The organism is Ktedonobacter sp. SOSP1-52, from assembly GCF_016587395.1.
In genome coordinates, this window is sequence record NZ_BNJH01000005.1 from 931,326 (window position 1) to 956,842 (window position 25,517).

23 protein-coding genes and 4 pseudogenes are annotated in these 25,517 nt (G+C 53.1%); 14 read left to right on the forward strand and 13 right to left on the reverse strand.

Going from position 1 to position 25,517, the window contains the following annotated elements:
- Nucleotides 1-127 precede the first annotated feature (127 nt).
- The 3 genes and pseudogenes from JMJ16_RS56450 (at nucleotide 128) to JMJ16_RS44560 (ending at nucleotide 4,590) form a co-directional block, all read left to right on the forward strand.
- Nucleotides 128-3,262: a LuxR C-terminal-related transcriptional regulator gene (locus JMJ16_RS56450; RefSeq protein ID WP_201392123.1), complete on the forward strand. Its 3,135-nt coding sequence runs from the start codon at nucleotides 128-130 to the stop codon at nucleotides 3,260-3,262.
- Nucleotides 3,263-3,455: 193 nt separating this feature from the next.
- A pseudogene (locus JMJ16_RS44555) lies at nucleotides 3,456-3,986 on the forward strand (LLM class flavin-dependent oxidoreductase); the annotation flags it as partial.
- A gap of 115 nt (nucleotides 3,987-4,101) precedes the next feature.
- The gene (locus tag JMJ16_RS44560) at nucleotides 4,102-4,590 is read left to right on the forward strand and encodes an LLM class flavin-dependent oxidoreductase (protein ID WP_236601973.1); all 489 of its coding nucleotides are present in this window, start codon (nucleotides 4,102-4,104) and stop codon (nucleotides 4,588-4,590) included.
- Between the two features lie 44 nt (nucleotides 4,591-4,634).
- On the opposite strand, the gene JMJ16_RS55170 is transcribed toward JMJ16_RS44560, so the two are convergent.
- A complete protein-coding gene (locus JMJ16_RS55170) occupies nucleotides 4,635-6,359 on the reverse strand; it encodes a LuxR C-terminal-related transcriptional regulator (RefSeq protein ID WP_236601974.1) in 1,725 nt (574 codons plus the stop codon).
- 350 nt (nucleotides 6,360-6,709) lie between these two features.
- Between JMJ16_RS55170 and JMJ16_RS44570 the strand changes: the two genes are divergently transcribed.
- Nucleotides 6,710-7,741, forward strand: a complete 1,032-nt coding sequence (locus JMJ16_RS44570) for a LacI family DNA-binding transcriptional regulator (RefSeq protein ID WP_201392125.1) — start codon at nucleotides 6,710-6,712, stop codon at nucleotides 7,739-7,741.
- A 98-nt stretch (nucleotides 7,742-7,839) separates the two neighbouring features.
- Here JMJ16_RS44570 and JMJ16_RS44575 read toward each other — a convergent pair whose 3' ends face one another.
- The 4 genes from JMJ16_RS44575 to JMJ16_RS44590 all read right to left on the reverse strand — a co-directional run bounded on the left by JMJ16_RS44575 (nucleotide 7,840) and on the right by JMJ16_RS44590 (nucleotide 11,693).
- Entirely contained in the window at nucleotides 7,840-8,748 is a 909-nt protein-coding gene (locus JMJ16_RS44575; RefSeq protein WP_201374397.1) for a carbohydrate ABC transporter permease, read from the reverse strand.
- Nucleotides 8,749-8,778: 30 nt separating this feature from the next.
- Nucleotides 8,779-9,726, reverse strand: a complete 948-nt coding sequence (locus tag JMJ16_RS44580; protein WP_201374398.1) for a carbohydrate ABC transporter permease — start codon at nucleotides 9,724-9,726, stop codon at nucleotides 8,779-8,781.
- A 126-nt stretch (nucleotides 9,727-9,852) separates the two neighbouring features.
- Entirely contained in the window at nucleotides 9,853-11,235 is a 1,383-nt protein-coding gene (locus JMJ16_RS44585) for a sugar ABC transporter substrate-binding protein (protein WP_201392127.1), read from the reverse strand.
- Between the two features lie 215 nt (nucleotides 11,236-11,450).
- Complete coding sequence (locus JMJ16_RS44590; protein WP_201374400.1) at nucleotides 11,451-11,693, reverse strand: hypothetical protein; 243 nt, start codon at nucleotides 11,691-11,693, stop codon at nucleotides 11,451-11,453.
- Nucleotides 11,694-11,955: 262 nt separating this feature from the next.
- Here JMJ16_RS44590 and JMJ16_RS44595 point away from each other — a divergent pair, with 262 nt between their 5' ends.
- From JMJ16_RS44595 to JMJ16_RS44615, 4 genes are all read left to right on the forward strand, one after another.
- Nucleotides 11,956-12,408, forward strand: coding sequence for an NUDIX hydrolase (locus JMJ16_RS44595; RefSeq protein WP_201392129.1), 453 nt, complete (start codon nucleotides 11,956-11,958; stop codon nucleotides 12,406-12,408).
- Between the two features lie 510 nt (nucleotides 12,409-12,918).
- Nucleotides 12,919-13,311, forward strand: a complete 393-nt coding sequence (locus JMJ16_RS44605) for a VOC family protein (protein ID WP_201392132.1) — start codon at nucleotides 12,919-12,921, stop codon at nucleotides 13,309-13,311.
- Nucleotides 13,312-13,551: 240 nt separating this feature from the next.
- The gene (locus JMJ16_RS44610; protein ID WP_201392134.1) at nucleotides 13,552-13,896 is read left to right on the forward strand and encodes a helix-turn-helix transcriptional regulator; all 345 of its coding nucleotides are present in this window, start codon (nucleotides 13,552-13,554) and stop codon (nucleotides 13,894-13,896) included.
- Entirely contained in the window at nucleotides 13,893-14,435 is a 543-nt protein-coding gene (locus tag JMJ16_RS44615) for an SRPBCC family protein (protein ID WP_201392136.1), read from the forward strand. Before JMJ16_RS44610 ends, JMJ16_RS44615 begins: the two co-directional genes overlap by 4 nt.
- Nucleotides 14,436-14,558: 123 nt before the next feature.
- Here JMJ16_RS44615 and JMJ16_RS44620 read toward each other — a convergent pair whose 3' ends face one another.
- Both JMJ16_RS44620 and JMJ16_RS44625 read right to left on the reverse strand, forming a co-directional pair.
- Nucleotides 14,559-15,491, reverse strand: coding sequence for a hypothetical protein (locus tag JMJ16_RS44620; RefSeq protein WP_201392138.1), 933 nt, complete (start codon nucleotides 15,489-15,491; stop codon nucleotides 14,559-14,561).
- Entirely contained in the window at nucleotides 15,488-16,471 is a 984-nt protein-coding gene (locus tag JMJ16_RS44625) for an ATP-binding cassette domain-containing protein (protein ID WP_201392140.1), read from the reverse strand. Before JMJ16_RS44625 ends, JMJ16_RS44620 begins: the two co-directional genes overlap by 4 nt.
- A 247-nt stretch (nucleotides 16,472-16,718) precedes the next feature.
- Between JMJ16_RS44625 and JMJ16_RS44630 the strand changes: the two genes are divergently transcribed.
- Together JMJ16_RS44630 and JMJ16_RS44635 are read left to right on the forward strand one after the other, a co-directional pair.
- On the forward strand, nucleotides 16,719-16,970 hold the full coding sequence (locus tag JMJ16_RS44630; protein WP_236601975.1) for an MFS transporter: 252 nt from the start codon (nucleotides 16,719-16,721) through the stop codon (nucleotides 16,968-16,970).
- 29 nt (nucleotides 16,971-16,999) lie between these two features.
- Nucleotides 17,000-17,257, forward strand: coding sequence for a hypothetical protein (locus JMJ16_RS44635; protein ID WP_201392142.1), 258 nt, complete (start codon nucleotides 17,000-17,002; stop codon nucleotides 17,255-17,257).
- A gap of 383 nt (nucleotides 17,258-17,640) precedes the next feature.
- Here JMJ16_RS44635 and JMJ16_RS44640 read toward each other — a convergent pair whose 3' ends face one another.
- The 3 genes from JMJ16_RS44640 to JMJ16_RS44650 form a co-directional block, all read right to left on the reverse strand.
- Nucleotides 17,641-18,969: a glycosyltransferase gene (locus JMJ16_RS44640; protein ID WP_201392144.1), complete on the reverse strand. Its 1,329-nt coding sequence runs from the start codon at nucleotides 18,967-18,969 to the stop codon at nucleotides 17,641-17,643.
- A 288-nt stretch (nucleotides 18,970-19,257) separates the two neighbouring features.
- Nucleotides 19,258-19,491, reverse strand: a complete 234-nt coding sequence (locus JMJ16_RS44645; RefSeq protein WP_201392145.1) for a hypothetical protein — start codon at nucleotides 19,489-19,491, stop codon at nucleotides 19,258-19,260.
- Between the two features lie 467 nt (nucleotides 19,492-19,958).
- A complete protein-coding gene (locus JMJ16_RS44650; RefSeq protein WP_236601976.1) occupies nucleotides 19,959-20,297 on the reverse strand; it encodes a helix-turn-helix transcriptional regulator in 339 nt (112 codons plus the stop codon).
- A gap of 347 nt (nucleotides 20,298-20,644) precedes the next feature.
- Between JMJ16_RS44650 and JMJ16_RS44655 the strand changes: the two genes are divergently transcribed.
- Nucleotides 20,645-21,163: a hypothetical protein gene (locus JMJ16_RS44655; RefSeq protein ID WP_201392149.1), complete on the forward strand. Its 519-nt coding sequence runs from the start codon at nucleotides 20,645-20,647 to the stop codon at nucleotides 21,161-21,163.
- Here JMJ16_RS44655 and JMJ16_RS44660 read toward each other — a convergent pair.
- Nucleotides 21,120-21,599 (reverse strand): DUF3592 domain-containing protein, encoded by a 480-nt coding sequence (locus tag JMJ16_RS44660; protein WP_374229165.1) that lies wholly within the window; start codon nucleotides 21,597-21,599, stop codon nucleotides 21,120-21,122. The genes JMJ16_RS44655 and JMJ16_RS44660 overlap by 44 nt on opposite strands.
- 421 nt (nucleotides 21,600-22,020) lie before the next feature.
- Here JMJ16_RS44660 and JMJ16_RS44665 point away from each other — a divergent pair.
- Nucleotides 22,021-22,730 (forward strand): annotated as a pseudogene (locus tag JMJ16_RS44665) (IS6 family transposase).
- 89 nt (nucleotides 22,731-22,819) lie between these two features.
- On the opposite strand, the gene JMJ16_RS44670 reads toward JMJ16_RS44665, so the two are convergent.
- Together JMJ16_RS44670 and JMJ16_RS44675 are read right to left on the reverse strand one after the other, a co-directional pair.
- Nucleotides 22,820-23,110 (reverse strand): response regulator, encoded by a 291-nt coding sequence (locus JMJ16_RS44670; RefSeq protein ID WP_255553310.1) that lies wholly within the window; start codon nucleotides 23,108-23,110, stop codon nucleotides 22,820-22,822.
- A gap of 355 nt (nucleotides 23,111-23,465) precedes the next feature.
- A pseudogene (locus tag JMJ16_RS44675) lies at nucleotides 23,466-23,690 on the reverse strand (sensor histidine kinase); the annotation flags it as partial.
- Between the two features lie 5 nt (nucleotides 23,691-23,695).
- Between JMJ16_RS44675 and JMJ16_RS44680 the strand changes: the two are divergent.
- Both JMJ16_RS44680 and JMJ16_RS44685 read left to right on the forward strand, forming a co-directional pair.
- The gene (locus tag JMJ16_RS44680; RefSeq protein WP_201392155.1) at nucleotides 23,696-23,881 is read left to right on the forward strand and encodes a hypothetical protein; all 186 of its coding nucleotides are present in this window, start codon (nucleotides 23,696-23,698) and stop codon (nucleotides 23,879-23,881) included.
- Nucleotides 23,882-24,054: 173 nt separating this feature from the next.
- Nucleotides 24,055-25,497: pseudogene (locus tag JMJ16_RS44685) on the forward strand (PAS domain S-box protein); the annotation flags it as partial.
- Between the last annotated feature and the right edge of the window lie 20 nt (nucleotides 25,498-25,517).

Sequence of the window (25,517 nt, forward strand, 5' to 3'; positions counted from 1 at the left end):
GCATGGCATTTTTATCCCTGCTATACTTGGCGGTGTTGGGTGATCGGATGTTGGGTGGTCGAAGAGGAAATACACAACCTCCCTTGAAGGGGTAGGCCACCTGAAGGGGGCAAGCAGTAAAGGATCTATGCCAAAGCCATCGCTGTACGTGCTCACATGGTCAGAAGAGCAGCAGTGTTATGAACTGACAACAGGTGGACAATTACAACGCTCTTTTCGCCAGGAAGATGAGTCAGAGTGGCTTGCCTGGCTGGGGAACCAGACCTCGTTTGCTTTTGAGTGTCACGGTGGTCATCTTAGTATTATTAAGGAAGATCGCCCCCGAGGCGCAGGGTACTGGTATGCCTATAGCAGGCAGGCTCGCCGCACTCATAAATGCTACGTAGGACGAACTGCCACGTTTGCGCGCTTAGAGCAGGCCGTCTCGAACCTCATAGATAAAGATGGAACCAGCGCAAAGCTAGCCGTGCGGACCGCGCGTGCTGTCGCTGTTTCTGAGCCACAGAAAGCATTGCCCTGCCCTGTAAAGCAGGGTCTTGCCTCGCTTCTCACAACAAAACTCTCTCCGCCCCAACTTCCGCCCTCGCTGGTAGAACGGAAACGTTTGCTCAAAGACCTGGACGCGACATCTTCTCATCGTTTAGTGCTTCTCTCCGCTGCCGCTGGTAGTGGGAAAACGACCCTACTCTCCATGTGGACGGCGCGGAAGCGCGCTTCTACACAGGCTATTGCATGGTTATCACTGGAGGAGCAGGATAACGATCCTCTCCGCTTCTGGATCTATGTCATTGCCGCTTTGCGTATCCATGTGCCAGGTGTGGGTGAAACCGCTCTGAGCATGCTGCAAGCACCACGGTCTCCGCTTCTCTCGACGACCCTGACGGCCCTCATTAACGACCTGGCTGCCTGCCAGGTCGAGACTGTGCTGATATTGGACGACTATCATGTCATCAATGACCCGGCTATTGTTAGCTCTTTTCAATTCTTGCTAGAGCATCTTCCTCCCAGATTGCACCTGGTTCTGGCTGGACGCTATGATCCGCAGCTAGCTCTGCCACGTTTACGTGCGCGAGGACAGGTCGTCGAGCTACGTGAGCAAGATTTACGCTTTACGCGTGCCGAAGTCGTAGACTTCTTCACCCAGACTATGAAACTTCCCCTGGCAGAGGTCGAGATCGATGTGCTAGAGCAACGGGTCGAGGGCTGGATCGCGGGTCTACAACTGGCGGCCCTTGCCATGCGTGCGCGAGCAGATTATTCTACATTTGTCCACCAATTGCATGGTGGGCAGCGCTTCATTCTAGAATATATGCAGGAAGAGATTTTGGAGCCCCAGCCCCAGGAGGTACAGGATTTTCTCCTTCACACGGCCATCTTGACTCGCCTACAAGCCTCGCTCTGCCAGGCGGTGGTGGAGGGGACCAGCGCGCAAGCCTGCCAGCAAATGCTTCGCACTCTGGAGAAAGCCAATCTCTTCCTCGTCCCTCTCGATGAGGAGCGGCACTGGTATCGCTTTCATAGCCTCTTTCGTGATATGCTCCAGGCGGGCCTGCAAGCTATCTTCCTAGAGCGTATTCCTGTTTTACACCAGCGAGCGGCCCGCTGGTATGCTCAACAAGGCAACACACGCGAGGCGATTCTTCATGCACTCGCGGGCAGCGATTGCGTCTTCGCTGCTGACCTGATGGAGCAATCAGCAGAGCATATGTGCTTGAATGGAGAGATTGCGCAGTTGTATGCCTGGATTACAGGTTTGCCCGATCCACTACTGTTGGCTCATGCTGACCTTGCTCTGACAACGACTTTGCAGATCTTGTTGCAGGCCCTTTATGATCCCGATGAACAGTGGAACCAGGCGGTGAGCGGGACGGGTCAGATCCTCAAGCGTATAGAGATGTGTTTGCGTAGCCATGAGATTCCAGAGGTAGAACGGCATATACTCCAAAATCGCCTGGACTTGTTGCGTGAGTGGATCGCGAGCAGGGACGTGCTTATCCAGGAGGATGGGGAGCAGATACGTCTCCTGAGCGCTCGCTTGCAGGAACTTGCCAGAGATGAGAATGTGGTGTGGAAGATGCTTCCAACCTATCATCTTGTTGCTGGGGAAGTGAAGTCGGTCGCTTTGCTTCCGCTGCTGTCCGAGTTGAAGCAGCAAGCTGAAAGAGAACAGCATCCCTACGAGGCTATCTGGATGATGGAGAGGCTCGGTGTCATCTATCGAGATAGGGGGCAATTGCGGCAAGCCTATCAGATCACGAATGAGGCATTGCAGCGCTTGCAGCAGATGGGGAAAGCTCGATCTCTGTTTGGCTATCTTCACCTGCACCTGGCTGAATTGCATTGGACCTGGAGCCAGCTTGCAGAGGCGCGCACTCATCTCGATGCCGCGCTGCAATTCGCTCGAACCTGGCAACATGTGGATATACAGCTTACAGGTTGTTACCAATCTATACGTATGTTCCTTGCAATGGGACAACGAGAAGAGGCAGAGCAGGCTTTGAAAGAGGCAGAGCACTTGAGCCAGCAGAGCCAATGGAAACATCATCGCAACCTGGTAATGGCTGGGCGCGCCCTGGTCTGGCTTGCACAGGGCGATCTCGCCTTGACCTCTGCCTGGGCAGCTCACAACGAGGTCAATCCCCATACTTTTAGCTATATCCATGATGAGGAATATGCAGAAGCTATAGCCCTGGTGCGTGTCTTTCTCGCGTTACGGAGGAATACTGATGCTCTGCACCTCCTGAACCATATGCTCGCGCATGCTCAGCAGAACGAGAGCATATGGCAGGTTGTGCCTGTCCTGGCGCTCCAGGCAGCAGCATTACAGGCTTCTGGCGAAGATGACCAGGCCAGGCAGGTCACGCTTCGGCTGCTCCAGTTAGCTGAGCCAACTGACTACCTGCGTGTGTACCTGGACGCGGGTACGCCTCTGCGACAGGTACTTCAGAGCCTTCTAAATCCCACGATCACCCAACATATGCATCTGTTATCCTCCGAAGTAGCGCTCAAAACCCTGCTGGCGGTCTTTGAGCAGCAAGCTGACCAAGAAGCTTCGCTAGCCCTACCCTGGTCACTCACTGTACGTGAACTGGAAGTCTTTGGTCTATTGGCACAAGGCAAGACGAATCAGGAGATTGCCGATCAGCTCGTCGTTTCGCTGGCAACTGCAAAGAAACATGTCTCTAACATTCTGAGCAAGCTGGGGGCCGAGAATAGAGCACAGGCTATTGCCCGCGTACGTGAGATGCCCCGACGCTGCTAAAGCACGGGTCTACATATAAGCGTCCATATGTAGACGCGTGCTTTAGCAACGTCGGACCCATCTGCTTGATGTGTAGTGCATTCAACAATTACTCCCCTCTTCTTATCCTTTAGGTTACTGTAATCAACATGGAGTTGGCATAAGATATCTCCACGCGAGCTGATACGAAAGAACAAGAAAGAGGTTTTCATAAATGGCTATGAAATTTGGCATTTTGCTACCACAGGGCTGGACGATGGACCTGGTAGGCATCAAGGATCCGGTTGAGGCATATGAGTCCATGACCCAGGTGGCGCAGGCGGCGGATGAGGTGGGCTTTGAGGCGGCATACCTGGTCGATCACTTTCATACAATTCCAGAGCCTTCGCAGGAGTTTACATTCGAGTGCTGGACAACGGCGGCAGCGCTGGCGCGCGATACCAAGCGCATTCGCATCGGCCAGATGGTAACATGCAATGGCTATCGCAATCCCGCATTGTTGGCCAAGATGGCCAGCACATTGGATGTGCTCTCACATGGGCGCCTAAACTTTGGTATTGGATCTGGCTGGTATGAGCATGAGTATCGCGCCTATGGCTATGAGTATCCCGATGCGCCCAAGCGGCTGCGCTATGTGCGCGAGGCGGTGCAGGTGATTCTCGCCATGTGGACCCAGGAAGAGGCACACTTCGAAGGCAAATACTACCAGGTGCATGGGGCCATCAATCAGCCCAAAGGTGTACAAAAGCCCACGGGATGCGCAACGAGATGCACAGTTCAGATGAAATAGCTCTGCAGGTCGCTTCACCGCTATCCCCAGCCAGGCTTCCAACTTCTTGGACGTGGTTCCAAGATAGAAAGTGGCCAATGGCTCAAAGCAGGGTCAGAGCCAGTTCGCGAGAGAGAACATCTCGTTGCGCATTCCGTGGGAAAAGCCGCACATTCCATTGCTGATTGGCGGAGATGGCGAGAAGGTCACGCTGAAGATGGTGGCACAGTATGCCGATGCTTGCAATGTCGGTAACGATCTCGCGACGATTGGGCAGAAATTTGATGTGCTTAAAGCACACTGTGAAGCGGTTGGACGCGACTATGAGAGTATCCGCCGCACGACTACTACCTTCTGCTCGATTGGCGCGACCGATGAAGAGGCGCTGGAGAAGATCCCGCCTGTTGTGCGGGCCAACTTTGGCGACCGTATCGACATTGCCCTGATTGGTAGTCCTGATACGATTCGTCAGCGCCTGAAGGCGTATGAGGATGCCGGAGTGCAAGAACTGGTGATACGCTTCTTTGATATGCCACAATTGGAGGGCATACGCATGTTTTCCAGGGCATTCATCGACTAATAGGGGATTCATGTTTGTGCAAATATATCTGAATATTGGCTGAATTAAAGGCGCAGGCGGAGGGCCTGGACTTTCGCCATGGCCTGAGTGCGGCTGCGAACGTGTAGTTTGCTACAGATGTTGGAGACGTGTTTCTTGACGGTGTTGGTACTCAGGACGAGGCGATACGCGATCTCGCGGTTGGAAATGCCATCCAGGAGCAATTGCAAGACCTCCCGTTCGCGGGCTGTGAGCGACTGCTCCTGAGACTGATCTTGTGGAAGTGATGCCTCTAGGGTATGAGGCGCCCCCTCGGAGGGTAATCCTTGCTGCTCCCACCAGTGGCTGGCGCGTGCATGCAGTTGTGGAATCAATGCGGGCGTGGTCTGCTGTAGCCGCTGGCGCAGGGCTTCGGCAAAGAGTCGGTGATAGCGATACCACTGGCCCTCGTCATCGAGTGCCAGCAGGAATAAATTATTGTGTTCTAACAATTCGAGCAGGGCCTGGCTTCCCCCTTGCTCGCGTACAGCATCGCAGAGCGGCGCACTTAAGCGTTCCAGAATGCACGTCTGTAATAAAAACTCCTGCACGGTCTCGCTCTGCTGATGCAGAACCTCTTCGAGGAGGTAGTCCACGATATAGTGATGACTACCACTGAAAGCCGCGATAAAGGTTGCAGTGTCAGCGCGTCCCTGGAGGGAGACGGCGGCGAGTTGTAGCCCTGTAATCCAGCCTTCAGTACGTGTATGCAGGAGTAAACTCTCTTCCCTAGTAAGCGAAAGCTCAGCTACATCTGCCAGGAATGTGGCGGCCTCCTCGGACGTAAAACGCAGGTCGGTAGCACGCAATTCCAGCAGGTTGCCCTGTCCACGCAGGTGTGCCAATGGGAGAGGTGGATCTTCACGTGTAGCGAGAACCAGGTGTACCTGGGATGGTATATGTTTGAGCAAGAAGGAGAGGGCATAATGAATTGAGGGATCGGTGATGACCTGGTAGTTATCCAGAACAAGCACGACATGCTCTCGTGTATTGGCGCGACGCATCAGCAAATCATTGATCAGCAGTGTCAACAGCGTCTCCATTGGGGGCAGATTTGGCTGCATCTGCCTGAATGTATCCAGGTGAGGATCGTTGGGCTGCAAGGCTGCTAACAGGTAGGAGACAAAACGTACAGGCTCATTGTCCTGTGGCTCAAGCGAGAGCCAGGCGACAGAGGAGGGATGGGTGTGTAGCCAGTTGGCGAGCAGGGTGGTCTTACCGAAGCCAACCGGCGCTGAGATAAGGGTCAGCGTGCGTTGCAAACCCTGTTCGAGCCGGTTAATCAATCGCGGTCTATGCACCAGGTGTGGGCGTGGGCGTGGCATATGAAATTTCGTGGCGAGCAGAGGATGGCTCTGCGCTGATGAGGGTGTCAGGCTCGTCTGTGACTCAATTGAGGCTCTATTCCTGGTATGTATTTCTTCTGCTTTATCGAGTCCCAGATCTTGAGCTACCTCCTCTAAGTGAGGAATGCTCAGGTTGGTTTCTCTCCCAAGGTAGCGCTTAGTTACCTTGCCCTTGATACGCGCATAGGCGTACCAGTAGCCATCACCACGCTGTCTTCGTTCTTTGCACGCCGTATATGAGCCATGTCTCCCATGAAACGCGAACGACGAGACCTGGCTTATCCATGCCAACCATAAATGTTTCTCGTTGGCGATATCGCGAACTTCATTGTTCTGGTATTCATGCAGCTCATATGCATGACGCAATGACGACCAGAAGATGGTGTAGCGTGCCTTCTTTGGCATTGCATCCCCTTTAGCCTTTCATGGATTGTCACCCAACAGCAACATTGCTGGGAGTAGTGGATCTTTCGTGATTAATTGTTGGGTGACATATATTTACCCATTTGGCAATGAACACGTGTAACATTCGTTTGTATGAATACTACCATCTTACTTTTTCGCTGTCAAGGAATGGATGTGTCTCTTTTGAAGCCTTCGCGCTTGTGGGTATGTAGCGAGCCGAGATAGAGGTAAGGAGAGAATTGGAAAGATCAACCTATCAGGTAATAAACCATTGACAATTGCCTGTCCTACATGAGATAGTGCTTGTAATAATATGAACACACGTTACTCATAGGCAGGGATTTAATGTTATGGTCACAAGCGAGCAGGTTGCTCGATTAGCAGGTGTCTCACGGGCGACGGTTTCGCGTGCGCTGAATGGATCGGCACACGTGAGCGAAGAGACAAGAGAGCGCATCCAGGCGGCTATCGCCGCGCTTGGCTATGAGCCGGATGTGGTGGCTCAAAGCCTGGTGCGCCAGCGTTCCTACGTTCTGGCTATAAGCCTCTTCCCCGAAGATGACAACGAAAAGTTCTTAGCGCACCTTGGGCAAACCTCGCAATATATCTACCTGGATATCCTGAAGAATATTGAGCGCGAGGCCAGGTCTGTAGGCTATGATCTGCTTGTACCTTCGCGCCCGCTGGGGCATTCTCCAAAGCATTATATTCGGAGCTTGCAGACACGGCGCGTGGCAGGCGTCATTATGCTGCATGCGACAGAGGAGCGTATCCAGGCCTTGATCGATTCGAATCTTCCCACGGTCTTTGTTGATCGTATCGCCCAGGGGAGGCGCGCAACCTATGTGAAGTCGGATAACTTAGATGGGGAACGCCAGGCGACCACATACCTGCTATCCCTGGGCCATAGACACATCGCCATGTTGACCGGAAAAATGTCTGATCTGGCAGGGAGGGAGCGCCTTCAGGGCTTTCAGCAGGCCCTGACTCACGCTGGGATCAAGCCCGACCCCGGCCTGGTGCGCCACTCAGGCTGGAACATCTCTGAGGCATATGAGGCCGCGAAGATCCTGTTGGCCGAACGACGCGACTTTACAGCGATTGTAGCCGCCAGCGATATGATTGCCATGGGGGTTCTTCGCGCCCTCAACGAACAGGGGATGCGTGTTCCAGAGGATATATCGCTCATTGGCTTCGATGATGTTGAATTCAGTCAGTATACCTATCCACCCCTCACGACTATGCGTCAGGACAATGCCACTATCGGGCAAGGGGCAGTGCAGCGCCTCATATGCCTGTTAGACGGGACGGAAGATATTATTCCCTTAAATATCTCCACCCAACTTGTCATACGCCAATCCACGGGCCCTGCTCCTGCATAAAGGCACGACGCTACAAAAGTACGCGTCTACATATGATGATACAAGTAGTACCGTACCATTATATGTAGACGCGTACTTTTGTAGCGTCGAACAACCTCTTACGCCTTTAAGCCTGTCATCGCGATGCCGCGAATGATGTGGCGCTGGGCCAGGATGTAAACGATCAGGACAGGCACGACCGCGATCACTGAGCCGGCCATGACCAGCGTCCACTCGGTGGCATACTGTCCACGGAACTGGTTAAGCATTAGGGGGACAGTAAAGTTCTCTGGCGTGTTGAGCATGATCAGGGGGCGGAGAAAGTCATTCCATTGGCCCAGGAAGGCGAAGATTCCCCACGCGGCGAGGGGAGCCTTGAGCAAGGGCAGAATGACTTGCCAGAAAATTTTCCAGCGGTTGGCGCCGTCGACGATTGCCGCCTCCTCCAGTTCAATCGGTATTCCGAGAATAAACTGGCGCATCATGAAGACGCCAAGGGCGCTGAAGAGCGCGGGCGGCAGGATAAGCGAGAGTAGGGTATCAAGCAGGTTCAGCTCTTTCATGGTGAGGAAGATCGGAATGATGGTGAGCTGGAAGGGAATCATCATTGTCGCCAGGAAGGCAATGAAGATAATATTGCGTCCGGGAAACTCGATACGCGCAAAAGCATAGCCAGCCATCGAGCAGGTAATTAACTGGAAGAAGGTGACGCTGACAGCGACGATGGTGCTATTCATGTAGGCCAGATTGAAGGGCAGGGCATTGAGCGATTGTGGATAATTTCCCCACAGAAAGGGATTGGGAATCCAGGTGGGCGGAACGCTAAAGGCCTGGCTTGTGCTCTCTAGCGACGTGATAAGCATCCAGATAAATGGGGCCGCCATAAAGATAGCGCCAATGATCAGGATAAAGTGGAGAACCACGTCAAAGACTATACTTGAAGGTCTTCTACCTGTCTTCCTCGTGGCTCGCGCTACTGTCTTCTGACTAACTTCGCTTGTTCCCGGGTTTAGAGTTTCTTGTAACATATGCTCGCTCCTCCTTCTTCTTTACGCGCGTTACACATCGTAGTTTACCCAGCGTCTTTGCAGCCGGAACTGGATCAAGGTCACGACCAGTAGGATTACAAACAGGATGACAGCCACGGCGCTGGCCTGGCCAAACTGAGCTGACTCAAAGCCCAGGTGATACAGGTCATATACCATGGTGTAGCTGTCTTTGCCTGGTCCACCACCTGTGAGGACGAAGGTGAGGTCAAAGACCTGGAACGAATTGATGATAGAGATCACCGTCGTAAAGAAGAGGCTTGGCGTCAGCATAGGTAGGGTGACGTTCCAGAAGACCTGGAACCGATTCGCGCCATCGATGCGTGCTGCCTCGGTGTATGAGACTGGAATGCCTTGGAGTGCCGCCAGAAGGATGACCATATTGAAGCCCAGGCCCTGCCAGGTGCCGACCATGGCCAGCGAAGGAATGACATAGTTCGAGTTTGTCAGCCAGCCTACACCACTGGCATGGAACCAGGAACGCAAGAGCGTATTGATCAGGCCGAAGTCGCTGTTGAGCAACCAGGCCCACATCACGCCGACAGCCACTGAACCCGTGATATAGGGCATAAAGTAGAGTACGCGATAGGCGCTTTTGCCGCGTACATTATTGAGACCAAGCGCGATGATTAGGGCCAGAATCAGCCCACCGGGCACTGCGAGGACCGTGTAATAAATGGTGTGTAGGAGTGAGATGCGTAGATCATCACCTGTGAACTGGTCGATGTAGTTCTGTATGCCTACAAAGTTGACTGCTCCCAGGCCATCCCAGCTTGCCAGGCTGAGATAGAAGACCGAGACAAGGGGAATCAAAGAGAACACGAGCAGCCCTATCAACTGTGGCAGGATAAAGACGTACCCCCAGCCTCTATCCCTCCTGGCTCGCTCACTTGGCCTGCCTTTTTTAGGAATAGCAGGGATAGCCCCAGGTATGTCCAGTGATTGCACTTGAAAATCCATAGCTATGACCCCTCCTCTGTTACGTTTATTTTCATGATGAGAAGGTAGTGTGGGAAGGCTTTCGGCTTGGCACCTGAAGCTTTCCCACAACTCCAAACAAAACTCTATCGCTACATATACAAGCGTTTACTGCGCGTTCTGCTGGGCCTTCTGAATACGAGGGTTGGCCATAGTGGCGATCCCGCTCAGGGCGGTTTTGACGTCTTTCCCTTGCAACCAGACAGGGTCAAGCGCCGTCTTAATGTCATCGGTCAAGCCGGGGACATTGCCTTCCGCGGGGAAGAGACCATAGCCGGAATTGCGGGCATCGATCAGGTAGTGGGCGTGGGCGGGATCATTGCCGTCCGTGACCACCTTTTCCGTCTCGGATGACTGGATGGATGGCACGGCATTGCCGCCACCTTGCAGGCGGAACTTCTGGCCATCGGCCGAGACATAATTGGTCAGGAAATCAAAGGCCTGATCTTTTAGCTTGGTCTTATTATTGATGACCATGTATGCAAGGGCTACGGGCGTGGGTCCGCCCTTACCACCGGGCGCGGGGAAGGGGACACAGTCATATTTCATCCCACTGGCAGCGTGGAACTCGGGGAGGTCCCAGCGCCCAACGGAGATAAAGCCAGTCTGGCCGCTAATCAGCGCAAGGTCAGAGCCCTGGCCCTTGGGCAGGCTGCCAGCGTAGACAATCGTCTTTTTCTTCGTATTATCGGCCAGCCAGGTGAAGGCATCAACCGACTTGGGATCTTCATGCGCGATGAAGTCGCCATAGCCATCCTTGTCATAGATCTTGCCGCCATTGGAGGTGGCCCAGCAATAGTACTGCATATCCCAGGCATCCAGCACAAAGCCATACTTCCCCTTGGCCTTGATCTTGTCCATCATCTCCTGGAAAGCATCACGCGTCCACTGCCCCTGCTCATACATATCGGCTGGCATGGTGGTGATACCCGCGTCCTGTAGCACCTTCTCGTTGTACCAGAGCAGGAGGGGGTTACAGTCGACGGGGACGCCAAAGATCTTGCCGCTCTGCGTCTTGGAGGCGCCCCAAAGGCCCGGCAGATAATCGCTGGCCTTCGCTTTGCTCTTGGAGCTGTCCAGCAGATCGTTCAACTGCATGACGGTCTTGTTGGCGACCAGCTTGCCGATATCGCCATCTCCGACGTAGAAGCAATCGGGGGCCACACCTCCATTAAGTTCGGTCAATATTTTGGAAAAATAATTGTTATTGGCCGAGGGGATAAAGCTATACTGGACATTCGTGTTGTGGGTCTTGTTGTAGTTCGCGGTGAAATCCTTAAAGCGTTGGATCTCACCAGTGTTGGCCCAGTTCGACCACTTGATGGAGCTGCCGGAACCTCCGCCACCAGAGCCATTGGTTGTGCAGGCTGCCACGATGGCTTCAACGCCAGCAAGAGAAATACCAAGTGCCGTCGCTCGGCGAATAAAAGAACGACGGTCTATCCTTCCGGCCTGAAATGCATTTACCAGATTGTTCTGAGAAGTGCTCATACTACCTTTTTTCTCCTTGTCTTGGGACAGATAAGTGAGCTGAGGGTCAGAGTATCACTATTGAGATAATGACTGTTAGAGTCGTTCTCAAAGACTCTAAAGACTACGATGTCTACTACTTTTCAGCAAAGCATGATGCAATACACGCTTGAGGAAAAAGGGCGCAAGTACATTTCAAGTACGTTTTCAAGGGGGAAGAGGTGTTTTGGGACGTCTCATGGGGAATCCTCCTTTGCATCTTTTTTGGCTGGAGCATCCACCTCTAGAGGAGAGATAGAGATCAAGGTTAAATGGAGGTCGCGCACTTTACTGAGCAATCCATGTAGCGCGGCCTGATCGACCACTTCCCCTGTAAGCACTGTTTCCCCGTTCGCCTCATGTATCATCTTCAGTCCACCCAACCAGGACGACCAGCGCTGGTCGAGTTGCTCCTTGAGACGAATCCGGTAGGCTGGCATGGCTCCTCCTTCCGCGAATGACTTACCGCTCCCAGCGGCATGCGATGGGAATGCACATAGTAAGCATAGCCTATCCCTTCTGCATAGCGGGGGACCCAAAAGGAGTATTTTAAGGATTACTTGTTGGGGGAAAATGAGTAAGCTTGGTGGAGCGTATGCTTGCCAAGCTTACTCATTCCCCCATTCATCATGATTGACAGATCTGCTCAGGTTGATGCTTACTTTATATGCAGTATAAAAAGGGAAAGAGGGAGAAAGCGAAATGAGTCGCCAAAACACGGTCCTGGCGCTGGTAAGAAGCCAGGGGAAGTTCTTGTTGGTGAAGCATCATGGGCCGGAGGAGAGTGCCTGGTGGTTGCCCGGTGGGGTTGTCGAGCCAGGGGAGACGCTGTTAGAGGCCTTGCGACGGGAAATGCTTGAGGAGACTGGCCTGCGCATCACAAGCCAGCCATACCTGGCCTTCGTCGTTGAACTCCAGCGTAAGACGGAACAAGGCCTGCAAGAGGCTGGCTTTGGCTTCCATTTTGTCTGCGAGGTCAGCGGCCAGTTTCAGTTTGCTGACCCGGATGGCCTGGTGCAGTCTGCGCACTGGGTCGATGAAGTGGAGGTCGTGCCGCTCCTCAGTGTGCAGACCTGGTACGATTGTGAACCCCTGCGCCGCTGGCTCTCGGGCGAGGCGGGCGCCGGGGCTGTTTATATAACAAGAATCAAGTGACATACGTATGGCTAATGATGTGTGCGCGCTGTCACCTGAGATGATTGTTGGTGACTGGTAGTAGGCGTGAAGAGTGGTTCTTAACACATTCTCGGTGAAGCTAGCCTGGTCATGGGCATGCAGAACTCTCTGGCGCAGCAACTCAAATCCAGCGCGGCCATATCCCATCCTTTTGATACGCTTGAGCTTGTTGACATGATCCTCAACCAATCCGTTCTGGTTTCCCATCGTTCGCGAAGATAGGAGAGGTGGGGATCAACTCCCATCTTGCGCCGAATGGGTTGTCGCTCGGGAAATGCACTATGCCTCAGCCAGCGAAATGGACCCTGACTGAAACCGTTGCCTGGGCCCTTTGCCTGTATATGCCTTGACACGTATATGCTCTGCGGAGTATACTAAGACTATGGAACCTGTGTTCGAAATCATTGCGGAGCCGAACTGCCGCGCGATAAGGAAGATAAGGAGAAAACGACGCGGCCCAAACCGCGAACGTGACAAAGGAGTAACGAAATGAAAATTAAAGTGACCAGCGTATACGTGGACGACCAGGACAAGGCTCTGCGCTTCTATACGGAGGTACTGGGCTTTGCCAAGAAGGCCGATTTTAGTCAGGGCCCATTTCGCTGGCTGACCGTGGCCTCGCCTGAGGAACCGGACGGCACTGAGCTGCAGCTGGCGCTGAACGACAACCCCGCGGCCAAATCGTATCAACAAGCGATCTTTCAACAAGGCCAGCCCGCGGCCATGTTCTTCACCGACGACGTCAAGGGCGACTACGAGCGGATCAAGGCCCGCGGCGCCGAGTTCACGATGCCACCCACCGATGTGACCGGCTCGACCATTGCAATATTGAACGACACCTGCGGCAACCTCATTCAACTTACCCAGTTGGCACGCTATTAAGGGCGGCCGTTCAGCAGGCGCCAGGGCGTGACGCGACAGCTGCCTTTCGGCGGCATGCAGCAGCGGGGGCAGCCCTTGTCCCCGCCTCAACGCTGAAGCGGCCGGAGCGAGCAGCGCTCTGAATAGCACCCGCCAAAAACGCATCGGTCGGTGCATCCCGCACGCTGACTGAAACCGTTGCCTGGGCCCCTGCCTGTATATACCTTGGCAAGCATATGCTCTGTGGAGTATACCAAGATAATGGAATCTGTGTTCGAAATCATTGCGGAGCCGAACCGCCGCGCGATATTGAGCCTCCTGGCCTCGTCACAACAGTCGGTTGGAGAGATCGCGCGTCAGCTTCGTATGTCGCAGCCAACTGTGTCAAAGCACCTGCGAGTGTTGCGCGAGGCTGGTTTTGTGGAATCCACGGTGGACGCCCAGCGCCGTCTCTACCGGCTGAGGCCAGAACCGCTCCAGGAGGTGGATGCCTGGCTGGCTCCGTTCCGCCAGTTCTGGTCCGCTCACGTGGATGCTCTCGAACGCCACCTCGACCACATGGATCAATCAATACCAACGAAAAGGAAGATAAGGAGAAGAAGATGACCGATCGCGAGCAGTACACACCGGGTCCGGCCAGCGGGGCGCAGATAAGAAAGAACGGAGAGAAGTGGACGCTCATTCTCGTCAGAGAACTGCGTCACTCGCCGGAAAAAGTTTGGCAGGCGCTTACCGACCCGGCGCATCTGCGCGAGTGGGCTCCCTTTGAAGCCGATGGAAGCCTAGGTACGGTTGGAACCACGGTGAAGCTCACCAACGTGGGAGCGCCCACGCCGCAGATTTCCGAAACAAGAGTGACGCGAGCCGATGCTCCCAAGGTGCTTGAGTACAATTGGGGCGGCAATGATATCCGGTGGGAACTCAAAGCCTTTGATGGCGGCACGCGCCTGACGCTGTGGCACAACATCGATCGTCGCTTCATCTCAATGGGTGCTGCCGGGTGGCACATTTGTTTCGATGTGCTGGATCACCTTCTCAGCGGAACTCCCATCGGCCGCATTGTTGCTGGCGAGGCGATGAAGTTCGGTTGGCCTCGGCTCAATTCGGAGTACACCCAGCAATTCGGTATCGAAGTTCCGAGCTAGCTCCCAAAGTCTCCCAATCCTGAGGTTGCCTGCCATTGTGTTGTCCAGCACTGCTAGCTGCCTGTGGAAATCATTCCGGCGAAGCCGAACACATTTCCGGGATTGGCCTGAAACCGTTCGGCTTCAGTACGCAAAAAGATGCAAATTAGGTGGGAGATGCTCAAGCATAAATTGGAGCGAGGCGTGAAGCGCCTGCTCGCGAATCACATGATAGTCATCCAGAATCAGGGCAATATCCTGCTCCAGAGCGGCCAGTTCGTTGATAAGTGAAGTGATAGCCCCCGTCAGGAGGGAGGATTGAGAGGAATGCAGAAGCGCTTCCGTGGGCGCGCCTACGGGGGCGCCCGCCTTCCTGAGGGCGGCAATCACATAGGCCCAGAAGCGCATTGGATCGTTATCCTGTTCCTCAAGCGTGAGCCATGCTATCTGCTCCCTATACTGGCTCTGGCTCGCCCAGGCTGAGAGCAGCGTCGTCATCCCGAAGCCAGCGGAGGCTGAGAGAAGGGTCAAAGGGACCTGGGGGCTCTGCTCGAGGAGTGTAAGCAAGTGTGAACGTTGAAGCAACCCTGAACGAACAGGTGGAACCGTAAACTTTGTCACCAGCAAGTCAGGCTCAAGCATCAAAAAGTTTTCTCCCGTCTCAAGCTTTTCATTAAGCATGTGTACATCCCAGGTGGTGTGAGTAATCACGCCCGCAAGGATGATGATTGGCAGGCCGAACAGCAGGTGCCAGAGGCGCATCGCGATATTCGTACCGAGCTGTCCCAGCACCGTAGGCTGGGGTTTCAGCAACTCCTGGCTGAATGTCCCATCATAGATAGCATTAGAGAATGTATGGTTTTCATAAGAGACCGTCATCAACTGGATGGCTAACAGCGCGACATAGTAGGTTGAGATCTGACTATTTCCGGGTAAAGCGACCGACCAAACGGCGAGCCCGATCAGGGGCGCGACCGCCTGGTTGATCATCAGCGTAATCACGAAGGCGCGCCCGGTCAGCCATTGCAGGATTTCACGCTGCGTCGCGATTGCGAGTAAGCAGAGTATGCGCATCATATCCTGCCCTCCTGATAAATTTGATCTATCACCTGCTCCAGAGGGATGATTCCTATAGCCAAATCAACTACAGGAAGTTCGGAGAGCAACCGCGCAGAGAGGGTTGCAAGTTTTTCACGTTGAACACACAGAGTGGCTTTGCCTGGCTCCGCTTCTATGACATCACCATACAGTCCCCACTCCGGGGTCACCTCTTTAGCAATTGTGACTGTCAGTATTCTAGAGGTCGAGAAGGATGTGGAGAGGTCCTCCAACCCTCCATCATATCTCAAGGTTCCGTGGTCAATAAGCACGACACGTTTGCAGAGCTCCTCGACATCGGCCATATAGTGGCTCGTCAAAAGGATGGTTGCCTGCGTCTGCTGGCTATAGTCTGTGATAAAACGGCGCATCATACTGACCGCGGTCACATCCAGGCCTAGCGTCGGCTCATCGAGAAAGAGGATACGTGGCTGATAGATGAGTGCGAGGGCCAGCCCACAGCGCATGCGTTCCCCTAGGCTGAGGGCACGAATCTGGCGCTTAAGCAGCGGCTCCAATTTGAGCATCTCTACCAGAAGGGCCAGGCTATTATGAAAAGCCGTCTCAGGGATTTCGTAGGTGAGTTGCTGGAAACGGAGTGAATCGAGTACCGTCAGTTCGTTTGGGCCACCGATGGGCTGGCTACCACGGATAAAGGCGATGTTCTTTAAGAAAGAGGCTTCCCGACGCCAGGGAGTAAAGCCAAGCACATTGACTGTGCCGCCGGTTGAGTGCAAGATGCCGCTCAGAATCTTCATCGTCGTAGTCTTCCCTGCGCCATTAGGACCAATAAAGCCCACTACCTCACCCGCTTCAAGCTCAAATGAGATATCACGCACAGCCTGTATCTCGCGGTATTTTCGGTGAACAAGCGAGCCTAGCGCGGCGCGCAAACCAGCCTCCCGCACTGGGGCTTTATAGACCATCGAGATATCTTGAACACTGATCACAGAAACCATAGATGCACCTCTCAGAGTGAGTATATCCATCGTTCTGTGCATGCATGCAGTGCCACCCGAGCCGGCCATGCTCTTTTTTTCTGGATAGTAACTATACTGTACGACACTGATGCAAGAATAGAGGGTTGTGTATCTATTGGCAAGAGACAAGTTGTGATATAAAGCCTGAAGATAGCTATATGACATACCAAAAGCCTATATTCGCAATTGAGGTTTTTGCATTAGTAAATGGAACCTTGGGCTCACGGTGTCACGACGCTGGGGACGAGACGCGTGCTATAGCACGCACCAGCTTGGCTCCAACCTGCTCTGGAATGCCTTCAATACGGTTGCCGTCTATTATTATGTGACGAAGCTGCACGTTTCGGGCGTGATTCTCTCCGCCAGCTTGATTGCCTATGGCCTCATCAATGCGGTCTTGAACCTGTTGGCTGGTCATATTAGCGATCGTGCCAATACGCGCTGGGGGCGGCGCGCAAAACTATTTATCAGATCCTGAAACGCTGGGTCGATGAGGGTGTGCGCGGCTTGGAGGACAAATCCCATGCGAATACCAATCGACAACCCACCGTGGATTTACGCACCCGTAGCACCATCCGTAAACTGCAAGCGAACCCGCTCTTGGGCGAGTACCGAAGCAACCTCTATGGGAACCTGAGACCATCGAATGGCACCCTGCACAACGCTTACCAGACTATGCTCCGCGCCATTCCCGTAAGCATCACACACACTATGTGCAACCTCCCTTACTCAACGATGAGCAGGCTGGTCATGGCTAATGGCTGAGTAGTATCTACTATCGTCATTGACTAATGGCGTTACCTATCCGCTGGCGAGATCTCGCGTAGAAGCGCCCCCTGCGAAAGCGAATATGCCCTGATCGATCCAGATGGCGAGTAAACTCTGTCGCAAAGAAGATGCGGGCTAGCATCGGCGCTGGAAGGGTACGCGCTAGTACACCACGCGGCACAGCCCCAGGATGTGCCGCCCGTCCTTGACGGCAACCCGGTACTCATGCAGTACGCCTCTCCCTATCAAACGCACGAGCGGTTCGGTGCTGGCCGAACCGCTCGGACTGCTGTGGGATCGTGCTCGTACAGCTACGAGAGAGGGCTGAGAGTGCAGGGTGTTGGAGCGTTGCCCCACTTTGGCTCTCAAACTCAATTTTTTTAATCAGTAACGTTGCCTAGTATTTCTTCTCGCGAAGGGGATGCACCGCTCAATTGACCTGAAACACGTGTGAAAGTGTCGGGGCGGCGTGTCTCACAATGCTGACAGACACGAAGAAGCATATCCAGGTAGTCTTCAAGCATCATTGGAATCAGGAAATGTTGCTGAACAAAGGCATGAGCTCGTTCGCCCATGCTCGCTTTGTCCTCTGGATGGCGTAGCAGATGAAGCGCATAATAGGCAGAAGTTTCAGTATCATCGGCAATGTAGCCATTCTGCTCATGGATGATCTGTGTGCGTAGGCCAGTGGAAGACGTGCCAATCACGGGCTGATACTTCCACATAGCCTCAGTCGTTGTGAGCCCAAACCCTTCACGCTGCGAGCGCTGGAGAATCACACTTGAGTAGCGCTGGAAGGCGTTGACTTCTAGGTGCCCAATACTCGCCGGATTGTGGAGCAGATGAACATCGGGATCGTCACCTACATATTGCTCTACCTCGTGCATAACCTTGATCGCCTCCATATCGTCGCTTGCCTCCATCGCCCCCACAAGAGCAAGTTGCACATCGGGAATTTGTTGTTTCACCAGGCGATAGATATCCACAGCCTGCCAGGGATTCTTCCAACGGGCAAAACGCGCCACCTGGGTAATGATGGGACGTTGAGGGTCGACACCACAACGGTGTATGCGCTCTCCCCCTTCCTGGTATGAGAGTGGTCGGTTTTTATCTCGAAAAGGGTCGATACCCAGATTGATCACTTGCGTTTTCTCTAGGGGAAGATCGCGCAAGATAGAGGCCGGTGTATTGAAAATGATCAATTCGTATTCAGTCAAAAACCGGCGTATGTAGTGATCGGCATGGGGATTTGGCCGGGCCGTATCCACATGGCAAAACCAGGATGCCGGGCGGAGCCAGGAAAAGAGTTGTGCCAAAGGAACGAGTTGGAAATCGTGGACTACGTAAACATCAGCCTCTAACTCAGGTGTGTGCGAGAGCGCATGACTCAGTTTATCGAGGAAGACACGCGCATCATCCGGTGAGAGATTGCCTGGCTCCTCGTAGTTCTGGAGCAAGTCCACCAGGTGAGTGGTAAAACGGCCTGATATCTCGTCTAACGGAACAACTTTTCGCGTATGGATAATACCCAGCGTATCCGTAATAGGTGTGAGCGCGGAGAGTATTTCGGCTACCCCCCCACCGGTGGCCGTTGTATTCAAATGTAAGACGCGCAAGCCTCGCAAGGATTCGGCTTTCTCATAGAGACGCGTAATGCGTTCGTTACCAACATATGCTCTAAAATTTTCTAACAAAGATGACGCTCGCATAGAATAGCTCCTTCATTTATTGAGATACATAGAGTAGAACTGCATGATAGTGAGTTTCTATTGCTACTGGCACGTAATGAACACCAGAGAAGGATACTCAGCAATAACAAAGAAGCGACGCGAGCCCGAAGAGGGAGGATCAGGTTGTGGAGGTCGGCCATGATCTCCAGCGTCCAGCATTGGCTTCCATCGGGAGCCTTGCTACACGCCAAATGAATCAGTTGAGTTTCTCCCTGCCTGGATGGCAGGGAGAAGCAAGGATTTTTGCAAGCAGAGAGCAGAAAGAGCCTACATCTGAGAGCGAACGCTCTTCTTCTTGTTGCCCAGGCTTTTTATGGCACCGTGAGTCTGCTTCCACATGGCGCAATGGTGCTCCAGCGTGGCGTCGTTGTGCTCCTGTAATTGAGGCGTCAGCCCTGCCTCCAGTTGTGCCCGCTTCTTCGGAAGGCGACCAGGAATCGCTCTGGGGCGTACATGCCCCTCTTCTCGCTGCTGCTTGATGTACCGTTTGAGGGTGGCCAAGGCTTTGTGTCTGTACTCTCCCCACGACCCCGTCGGTCATACGAGTAGACGGTAAAAGCAGGCGCGAGCAGTTCGGCGAGTCCAGCCGAAGCTGCCCGGCTCCCCATCGCCCCTTCAACGAGAATGGCCGCAGAACCTTGGCCTACTGTGTCATAGGCTATGATTGTCCCATCTTTTGATATGACTGTTGGCAGAGAGAACCTCCTCTCAGTTCCATAACTGATCTCGGCTTCAGAGAAATGAATCCGCGATCTCTTTGTGTTGCCAGGTTCCTCACGAACAGCGACATCACCATCTGTGATCTCTCTCGAACCTGTTCTTTGTTGTCCTGTACGAATCCGGTTGCAAAGATAGGGAGAGTCTATCTAAAAAGGCACCTGTCAAAAAAACTGTCCGTGAAGACCTGTTGCCATCGGCAAGGGGCAACAGGGCTTCTCATGCTCTCCTCCCCATGGTTGTTCATCTTCTCATCTGCTTTCTTGCTCATCAATCCCGAATTTCTGTTTTTCACGTTCGAGTAGAGTATCTAGAGCAGAAAAACGCTCTTCCCATCTCTGCCTCATTTGCTGAGCCCATGTTTCAAACTGGGACAGTGTTTGTGGATTGAGGCGGTACAGGTGCTTCTGGGCGCGTTTTTCCATCACCACCAGCTTTGCCTCACGCAAGACCTTGAGGTGCTGCGAGATCGCCTGTGGGCTGACAGAAAAGTGCTCGTAGATCTCAGTCGCAGTGAGCTCACCGCGGCTGGCAAGGATCTCTAAAATGGCCCGTCGTGTCGGATCGGAAAGCGCAACAAATATATCCATGGATATATTATAAAGCATTAGCTTAATTAAGTATTTACTTAACTAAATGTTTTCCAGGATGATCTAAAACTCGCGCGCCTACGGTGCGCACAAAAAGTGGAGCCGTTGTGGAAGAAGGACCACTTGACGTGGCCCTGGTGTCAATCATGGAATGAAAGGGGTGGGCACAATGTAGGCAAAGAAGGAAGAGATAAATGAAAGCTCAATGTTTAAGCACGCTGCTGTAAGAAGATCGCGGGAGCTGTCGTCGAGTGTTGAAAAGTTGAAAGGAGCTTGTCCTTCTATATGAAGCGAAAACGTGTGCGCGATCCTTAGTGCGCCTGGTGGCTAATGTTGAAGGATATGGAATGCGGGAGGCGCAGCGTTGCGTTGAGGAGTGGCTGCTGTCTGGGGATGAAAGTGTTGAAGCGTTGGCCGATAGTCTTGCATATGTCTATGATGGGGAACAACCGGCGAATGGGCCCAGGGATCTTCGGTTGACTCCTCTGCTGGTGGCGCGGCAAATCCAAGGACGATTGATGGGGCTCAAGGCACTGTCTGCAGGTCGCACGTTTTCTGACCAATGGTGGTGGTGGGCGCGTCACGCGCACCTGCAAAGCGCGGCTGGCTTCTTTGCCCACCGAGGCCTATACGAGCGGGAAACGGTGGGGACGGAAGCGGCCAGGCTCTACTTTGTAGAGACCATCGTGCAGGCGTGTCCCTCGGCATGCCTGCACCTTGTGACGGTGCTTGGGTTGAGGTTGCTTCTGGTGTTGAGCCGTGGGCACCAATCACGAGGCGATTATTTGAGGCAGTCCAGGCCACGTTCTTCTTTGCCAACTACTAGGGATATATTATTTTCTGGCGCGGTCTTAGCAAGGGCTTGAGCAGCGCGATCAAAGATATAATCAGCGCGACCAGGCTGAGGCCGCCAAGAACACCCGTAATAATGTAGGCTACGACTGCTTCCGCATCCGTAATCATAGAGGTAGGATCGTCGGGCATATACCAGATAGTCACTTCGTCGCCATTTTCAAAAACATTGGTGCAAAAGTTCGGGTTAGCAACGCTATGCTTTTTCCCATGTGTATCGGTGAAATCATATTTAAAACTAAAGGAACCAGGTGAGTCCTCAGTTTTCTCACAGTATACATACTTATGCGCGATGGCGCGCGTCTGATTTCCGTTCAGGCGTACCTGCCACGTTGATGCAGCCAGCCAGTAAATCAACGCGCCCAGGAACAAGGCAATCAATAAACAAATCCCTGCCAAAATCAGTCTTCCACTCCAACTGGTCTTTTTTTGCTGCCGATAAGCTATCATGTCTACCCCAAAAACAACGCTTCTTTGAAAAGCACACTATGTGCTCATCCAAACATTCTCTGCCGCGAATAATCCATGAGCATTTCTCTCGCTGCATTTGCTATGCTACTCGTTGTTATCTTTCTTTCTTCACTTCAAGTATATCCTGCGGCGATTCGCGCCTACAATGCACGACCTCACTCGTTTCTTGTGAACCAGGACCATTGTTTCCTCAAGCGTTTCTGGCTGTATTCTCCTGGTCTGGTGTCTCGGTTCTGACAGAACCCTCGGAATGGTTCACAGTGCGTCTATGTCTCTTGAACAAAATTTAGAAGGGAGGTTTTTGATCTAGCGCCGAGATACGTGTAAAAGTAGTGCCGCGTTGCAAAGAGTCAGTTGATCTGTTAAGGTTGATAAAAAAGAAGAAAAAAGAGAGTCAGTCATGACAGAGCAGCATCCCTTCAAATGGCGTCACTACGAAGCGGAGATTATCCTGCTCCGCGTACATTGGTATTTGCGCTATGCACTCAGTTACCGAGACCTAGAGGAAATCATGACGGAGCGAGGACTCTCGGTGGACCATACGACCATCTACCATTGGGTGCAGCGGTACGCGCCCGAACTGGAGAAGCGTTGCCGACCGCATCTCAAAGGGGCGACTGATTCATGGCGCGTCGACGAAACGTATGTGAAGAGGAAAGGGGTCTGGATGTACCTTTACCGTGCAGTGGACTCTCAAGGGAACACCCTGGAGTTTCTGTTAAGCGCTCCTCGTGACGCCCAAGCTGCGAAGCGCTTTTTCGCGAAAGCGCTCGAAGCCTCCCATGCAGTGACTCCGCGTGTTATCACCGTTGACAAAAATGCGGCGTACCCCAAAGCGCTCAAGGAGCTCAAAGCAGAGGGACACCTCCCCCAGGCGTGTGAACTCCGGCAGAGCAAATACCTCAACAACCTGGTTGAACAGGACCACCGCTTTATCAAAAGGCTGGTGAAACCAGGAATAGGTTTCTTTTCGTTGAGACTGCCTAGCGAACATTGTAGGGATATGAAGTAATACACATGATAAGAAAAGAACAGATGCAAAGCGCGAGCAAAGGAGACAGCTTGAGACAGGTGACGTTCATCGCAGAACTGTTCGGAGTGGCTATCTAAATGCAGCAGAAGGACGGCGAAGGTCCGTTTTTTGTGGCCCTCTTCGCATTTTTGTAACACAGCCTTATATGCAGATAGCAATAGGATCCCTAGTCTGAGGCGGAATCTCCGAGCAGGTAGGTGACGTGCTCAAGCAGAATGTCTACGTCAAAGGGTTTTTTGAGCGCAATGACGTTTTGATGCCTGGGTAGGTATGCAGGCAAGGAACCGCTGATCAGGACAACAGGAATCTGTTCGCTTTCAATGGAGGTGCGCAAGTGAGCAAGAAAGGCTAAACCATCCATCTGGGGAAGGTGATAGTCCAACAAAACGAGATCGGTGAGCACAAGGCGAATCATTTTGAGCGCCTGCAAAGCATCCGTGGCAAAATCACTTTGCAGGAAAACTCCTCTTTGAGCGCCTGGGCGAGCATATAGCCTACGTGAAGATCATCCTCAATAACTAAAATAGTTGTGGCTGCTTGCATCTTCGCCTGTTTTTCAACATGGAAAGATGGTGCATCGTTTGTTGCCTCTCCTCTGCTAGAAAGGTGTCATTTCTCTTCAAAATATACCACGACGCTGGTATAATACCAAAGGAACGACCACCTCTTAACCTCGAAAGGCCGATGAATAGAGCTGCGCCCTCGCTGTATGCCTGACTCTTAGCTTTGGAGTACCTTGAGGTATATCGCCGCATGAGATAGCGATAGCTTTCCTTGTTTCCATACAGACGAAGAAGGTGCCTGCCTGTATTTCACTGCTTCTCTTGTGGTGCCATGGGCAACGTGAACCAGAAGGTCGCCCCCTGACCAGGTGCACTCTGCACGCCAACACTGCCCGCTTGACTCTCTATGAACGCTCGGCAAAGATAGAGCCCTAACTCTAAACTCAAATCCAGTTCATGCTGGACCGCATATCCCTTCGCACGGTAGAAGCGTTCCCAGAGATGCTTTTGCTCTTCGTAAGGGATGCCTGGCCCAGGTTTTGGACATTGAGAACGAAGATCTCCAGTTCACGGGTTTGCTGGCCCAAACGGTCGCCGTTTTTCACCGTTCCACCGGCGCGCCCGGAGCCCTTCTGAATACTGATGCGGACCTGGTTTCTTTCCAGCACGATCGAGGCCTGCACTTGACCTGTTCCGTCATTGAGGACGGAGTGCTAGGCCGATAGGTGTAGAGAGGATACCACCGACATCTTCCCTTGACTCCAAACAGACGAGCGATTGCACTGGCAACCCGCTAGTAGAGCTTACTTATTGCTCGAATATCGCACATCATGTGAGTATCCTTGCTTTCGCTCCGAACAGAAAGAGGTCTTTCAGGCCGTATGAAACAGAACAGCGCTTGCGCCATGGCACAACTGGAGCCTATCGCTGGTTCCTGATGCAAGCAATGCCGCTGAAAGATGCGCAAAGCACGGTCCTGAAATATGTTGACACCTGCACTGACATCGAGGCCCGGAAACAGACGGAGCAGCGCCTCAAAGAAAGCGAGGAGCACTGGCATGCGCTGGCCGAAACCATGCCACAAATCGTGTGGATAGGGGAACCGGGCGGTTCGAAAGAGTACTTCAATCAGCGCTGGTTTGACTATATACATGCCACGTTTGAGCACATGCGGGGCGCTGGATGGCTTCAGTTCTTGCACCCCGATGATCATGAGCGAACGCTGGCTCTTGGGCGTCATGCGCTTGTAACAGGTGAACCCTATGAGATCGAAAATCGTTTCAAAGAGGGCAAAACAGGAATGTATCGCTGGTTTTTAAGCCGCGCGCTTCCGGTGCGCGATGAAACCGGTCAGGTCGTCAAGTGGTTTGGCGCCTGCACCGATATTGAGGATCAGAAACGCACCGAGGAAGCCTTGTGCCAGAGTCAGGAATGGGGGCAGGCACTCTGGAATTCCCCGATTATCGGGATCTTCCTTGGCCAGGGAGAAAAAGTAGTGGAAGTCAATGACACCTTTCTTTGTATGACTGGTTATAGCCGGGATGACCTGTGCAACGGGCTGATCGACTGGGGGTGCATGACTCCTCCAGAGTATGCTGTGGTTACCCGGAGCGCGCACGAGGAACTCGCACTTCACCAATCCATGACGTCTTATGAGAAAGGGTATGTCTGTCAAGATGGGAGCCGTTTACCGGTTGTCGTGGGTGGTGTGACCATCCCGTCCAATCCCTTTCAATGCTTCTACTTTGCGCTGGATAATTCAGTGCGCAAGGAGTTGGATCTGCGCAAAGATGCCTTTATCAGCATGGCGAGTCATGAACTGAGAAACCCGCTCACCGCTTTAAAACTCCGGACCTCCCTGCTGCACCGACAACTGGCCAAGCAAGGCATTCCAGCTTCGGCCCTTTCCAGCATGGAGACCCAGATCAATACCGTCATCCGGCTGGTGGATGAGTTGCTGGATGTCTCCAAGATCCAGGCGGGCAGACTGGAGTATGTCCGGGAGGCGGTAGATCTCGACGTCTTGCTGCGAGAGATCGCCGACACCTTGCAACAGACCAGTCCGAGCCATACCCTCGTGCTGCGTGGCACCGTAGGAACCGGCCTGATCGGGGACCGCGACCGACTCGGACAGGTCTTCACCAATCTGATCAGTAATGCCATCAAGTATTCTCCAGATGCTCAGACGGTCGAGATTGACCTAAGCACCTCAAGAGAGACGGTGACGGTCAGTGTCTGCGATCATGGCCTTGGCATCCCACGAGAACAGCGCGACAAGATTTTTGAACGGTTCTATCGGGTCGCTGATCTGAAGCAGAAGGCGATTCCCGGCCTGGGAATGGTTACTTGCCATTTCAAAGG

What these genes read in the sequence shown, in the direction of transcription:
- JMJ16_RS44580 (WP_201374398.1), bottom strand. Translation starts at nt 9,726, where the DNA reads ATGGATTTTCAAGTGCAATCACTGGACATACCTGGGGCTATCCCTGCT.
- JMJ16_RS44585 (WP_201392127.1), bottom strand. Translation starts at nt 11,235, where the DNA reads ATGAGCACTTCTCAGAACAATCTGGTAAATGCATTTCAGGCCGGAAGG.
- JMJ16_RS44660 (WP_374229165.1), bottom strand. Translation starts at nt 21,599, where the DNA reads ATGATAGCTTATCGGCAGCAAAAAAAGACCAGTTGGAGTGGAAGACTG.
- JMJ16_RS44575 (WP_201374397.1), bottom strand. Translation starts at nt 8,748, where the DNA reads ATGTTACAAGAAACTCTAAACCCGGGAACAAGCGAAGTTAGTCAGAAG.
- JMJ16_RS44640 (WP_201392144.1), bottom strand. Translation starts at nt 18,969, where the DNA reads ATGCGAGCGTCATCTTTGTTAGAAAATTTTAGAGCATATGTTGGTAAC.
- JMJ16_RS44620 (WP_201392138.1), bottom strand. Translation starts at nt 15,491, where the DNA reads ATGATGCGCATACTCTGCTTACTCGCAATCGCGACGCAGCGTGAAATC.
- JMJ16_RS44615 (WP_201392136.1), top strand. Translation starts at nt 13,893, where the DNA reads ATGACCGATCGCGAGCAGTACACACCGGGTCCGGCCAGCGGGGCGCAG.
- JMJ16_RS44570 (WP_201392125.1), top strand. Translation starts at nt 6,710, where the DNA reads ATGGTCACAAGCGAGCAGGTTGCTCGATTAGCAGGTGTCTCACGGGCG.
- JMJ16_RS44595 (WP_201392129.1), top strand. Translation starts at nt 11,956, where the DNA reads ATGAGTCGCCAAAACACGGTCCTGGCGCTGGTAAGAAGCCAGGGGAAG.
- JMJ16_RS44610 (WP_201392134.1), top strand. Translation starts at nt 13,552, where the DNA reads ATGGAATCTGTGTTCGAAATCATTGCGGAGCCGAACCGCCGCGCGATA.
- JMJ16_RS44650 (WP_236601976.1), bottom strand. Translation starts at nt 20,297, where the DNA reads ATGGATATATTTGTTGCGCTTTCCGATCCGACACGACGGGCCATTTTA.
- JMJ16_RS44655 (WP_201392149.1), top strand. Translation starts at nt 20,645, where the DNA reads ATGCGGGAGGCGCAGCGTTGCGTTGAGGAGTGGCTGCTGTCTGGGGAT.
- JMJ16_RS44625 (WP_201392140.1), bottom strand. Translation starts at nt 16,471, where the DNA reads ATGGTTTCTGTGATCAGTGTTCAAGATATCTCGATGGTCTATAAAGCC.
- JMJ16_RS44590 (WP_201374400.1), bottom strand. Translation starts at nt 11,693, where the DNA reads ATGCCAGCCTACCGGATTCGTCTCAAGGAGCAACTCGACCAGCGCTGG.
- JMJ16_RS55170 (WP_236601974.1), bottom strand. Translation starts at nt 6,359, where the DNA reads ATGCCAAAGAAGGCACGCTACACCATCTTCTGGTCGTCATTGCGTCAT.
- JMJ16_RS56450 (WP_201392123.1), top strand. Translation starts at nt 128, where the DNA reads ATGCCAAAGCCATCGCTGTACGTGCTCACATGGTCAGAAGAGCAGCAG.
- JMJ16_RS44605 (WP_201392132.1), top strand. Translation starts at nt 12,919, where the DNA reads ATGAAAATTAAAGTGACCAGCGTATACGTGGACGACCAGGACAAGGCT.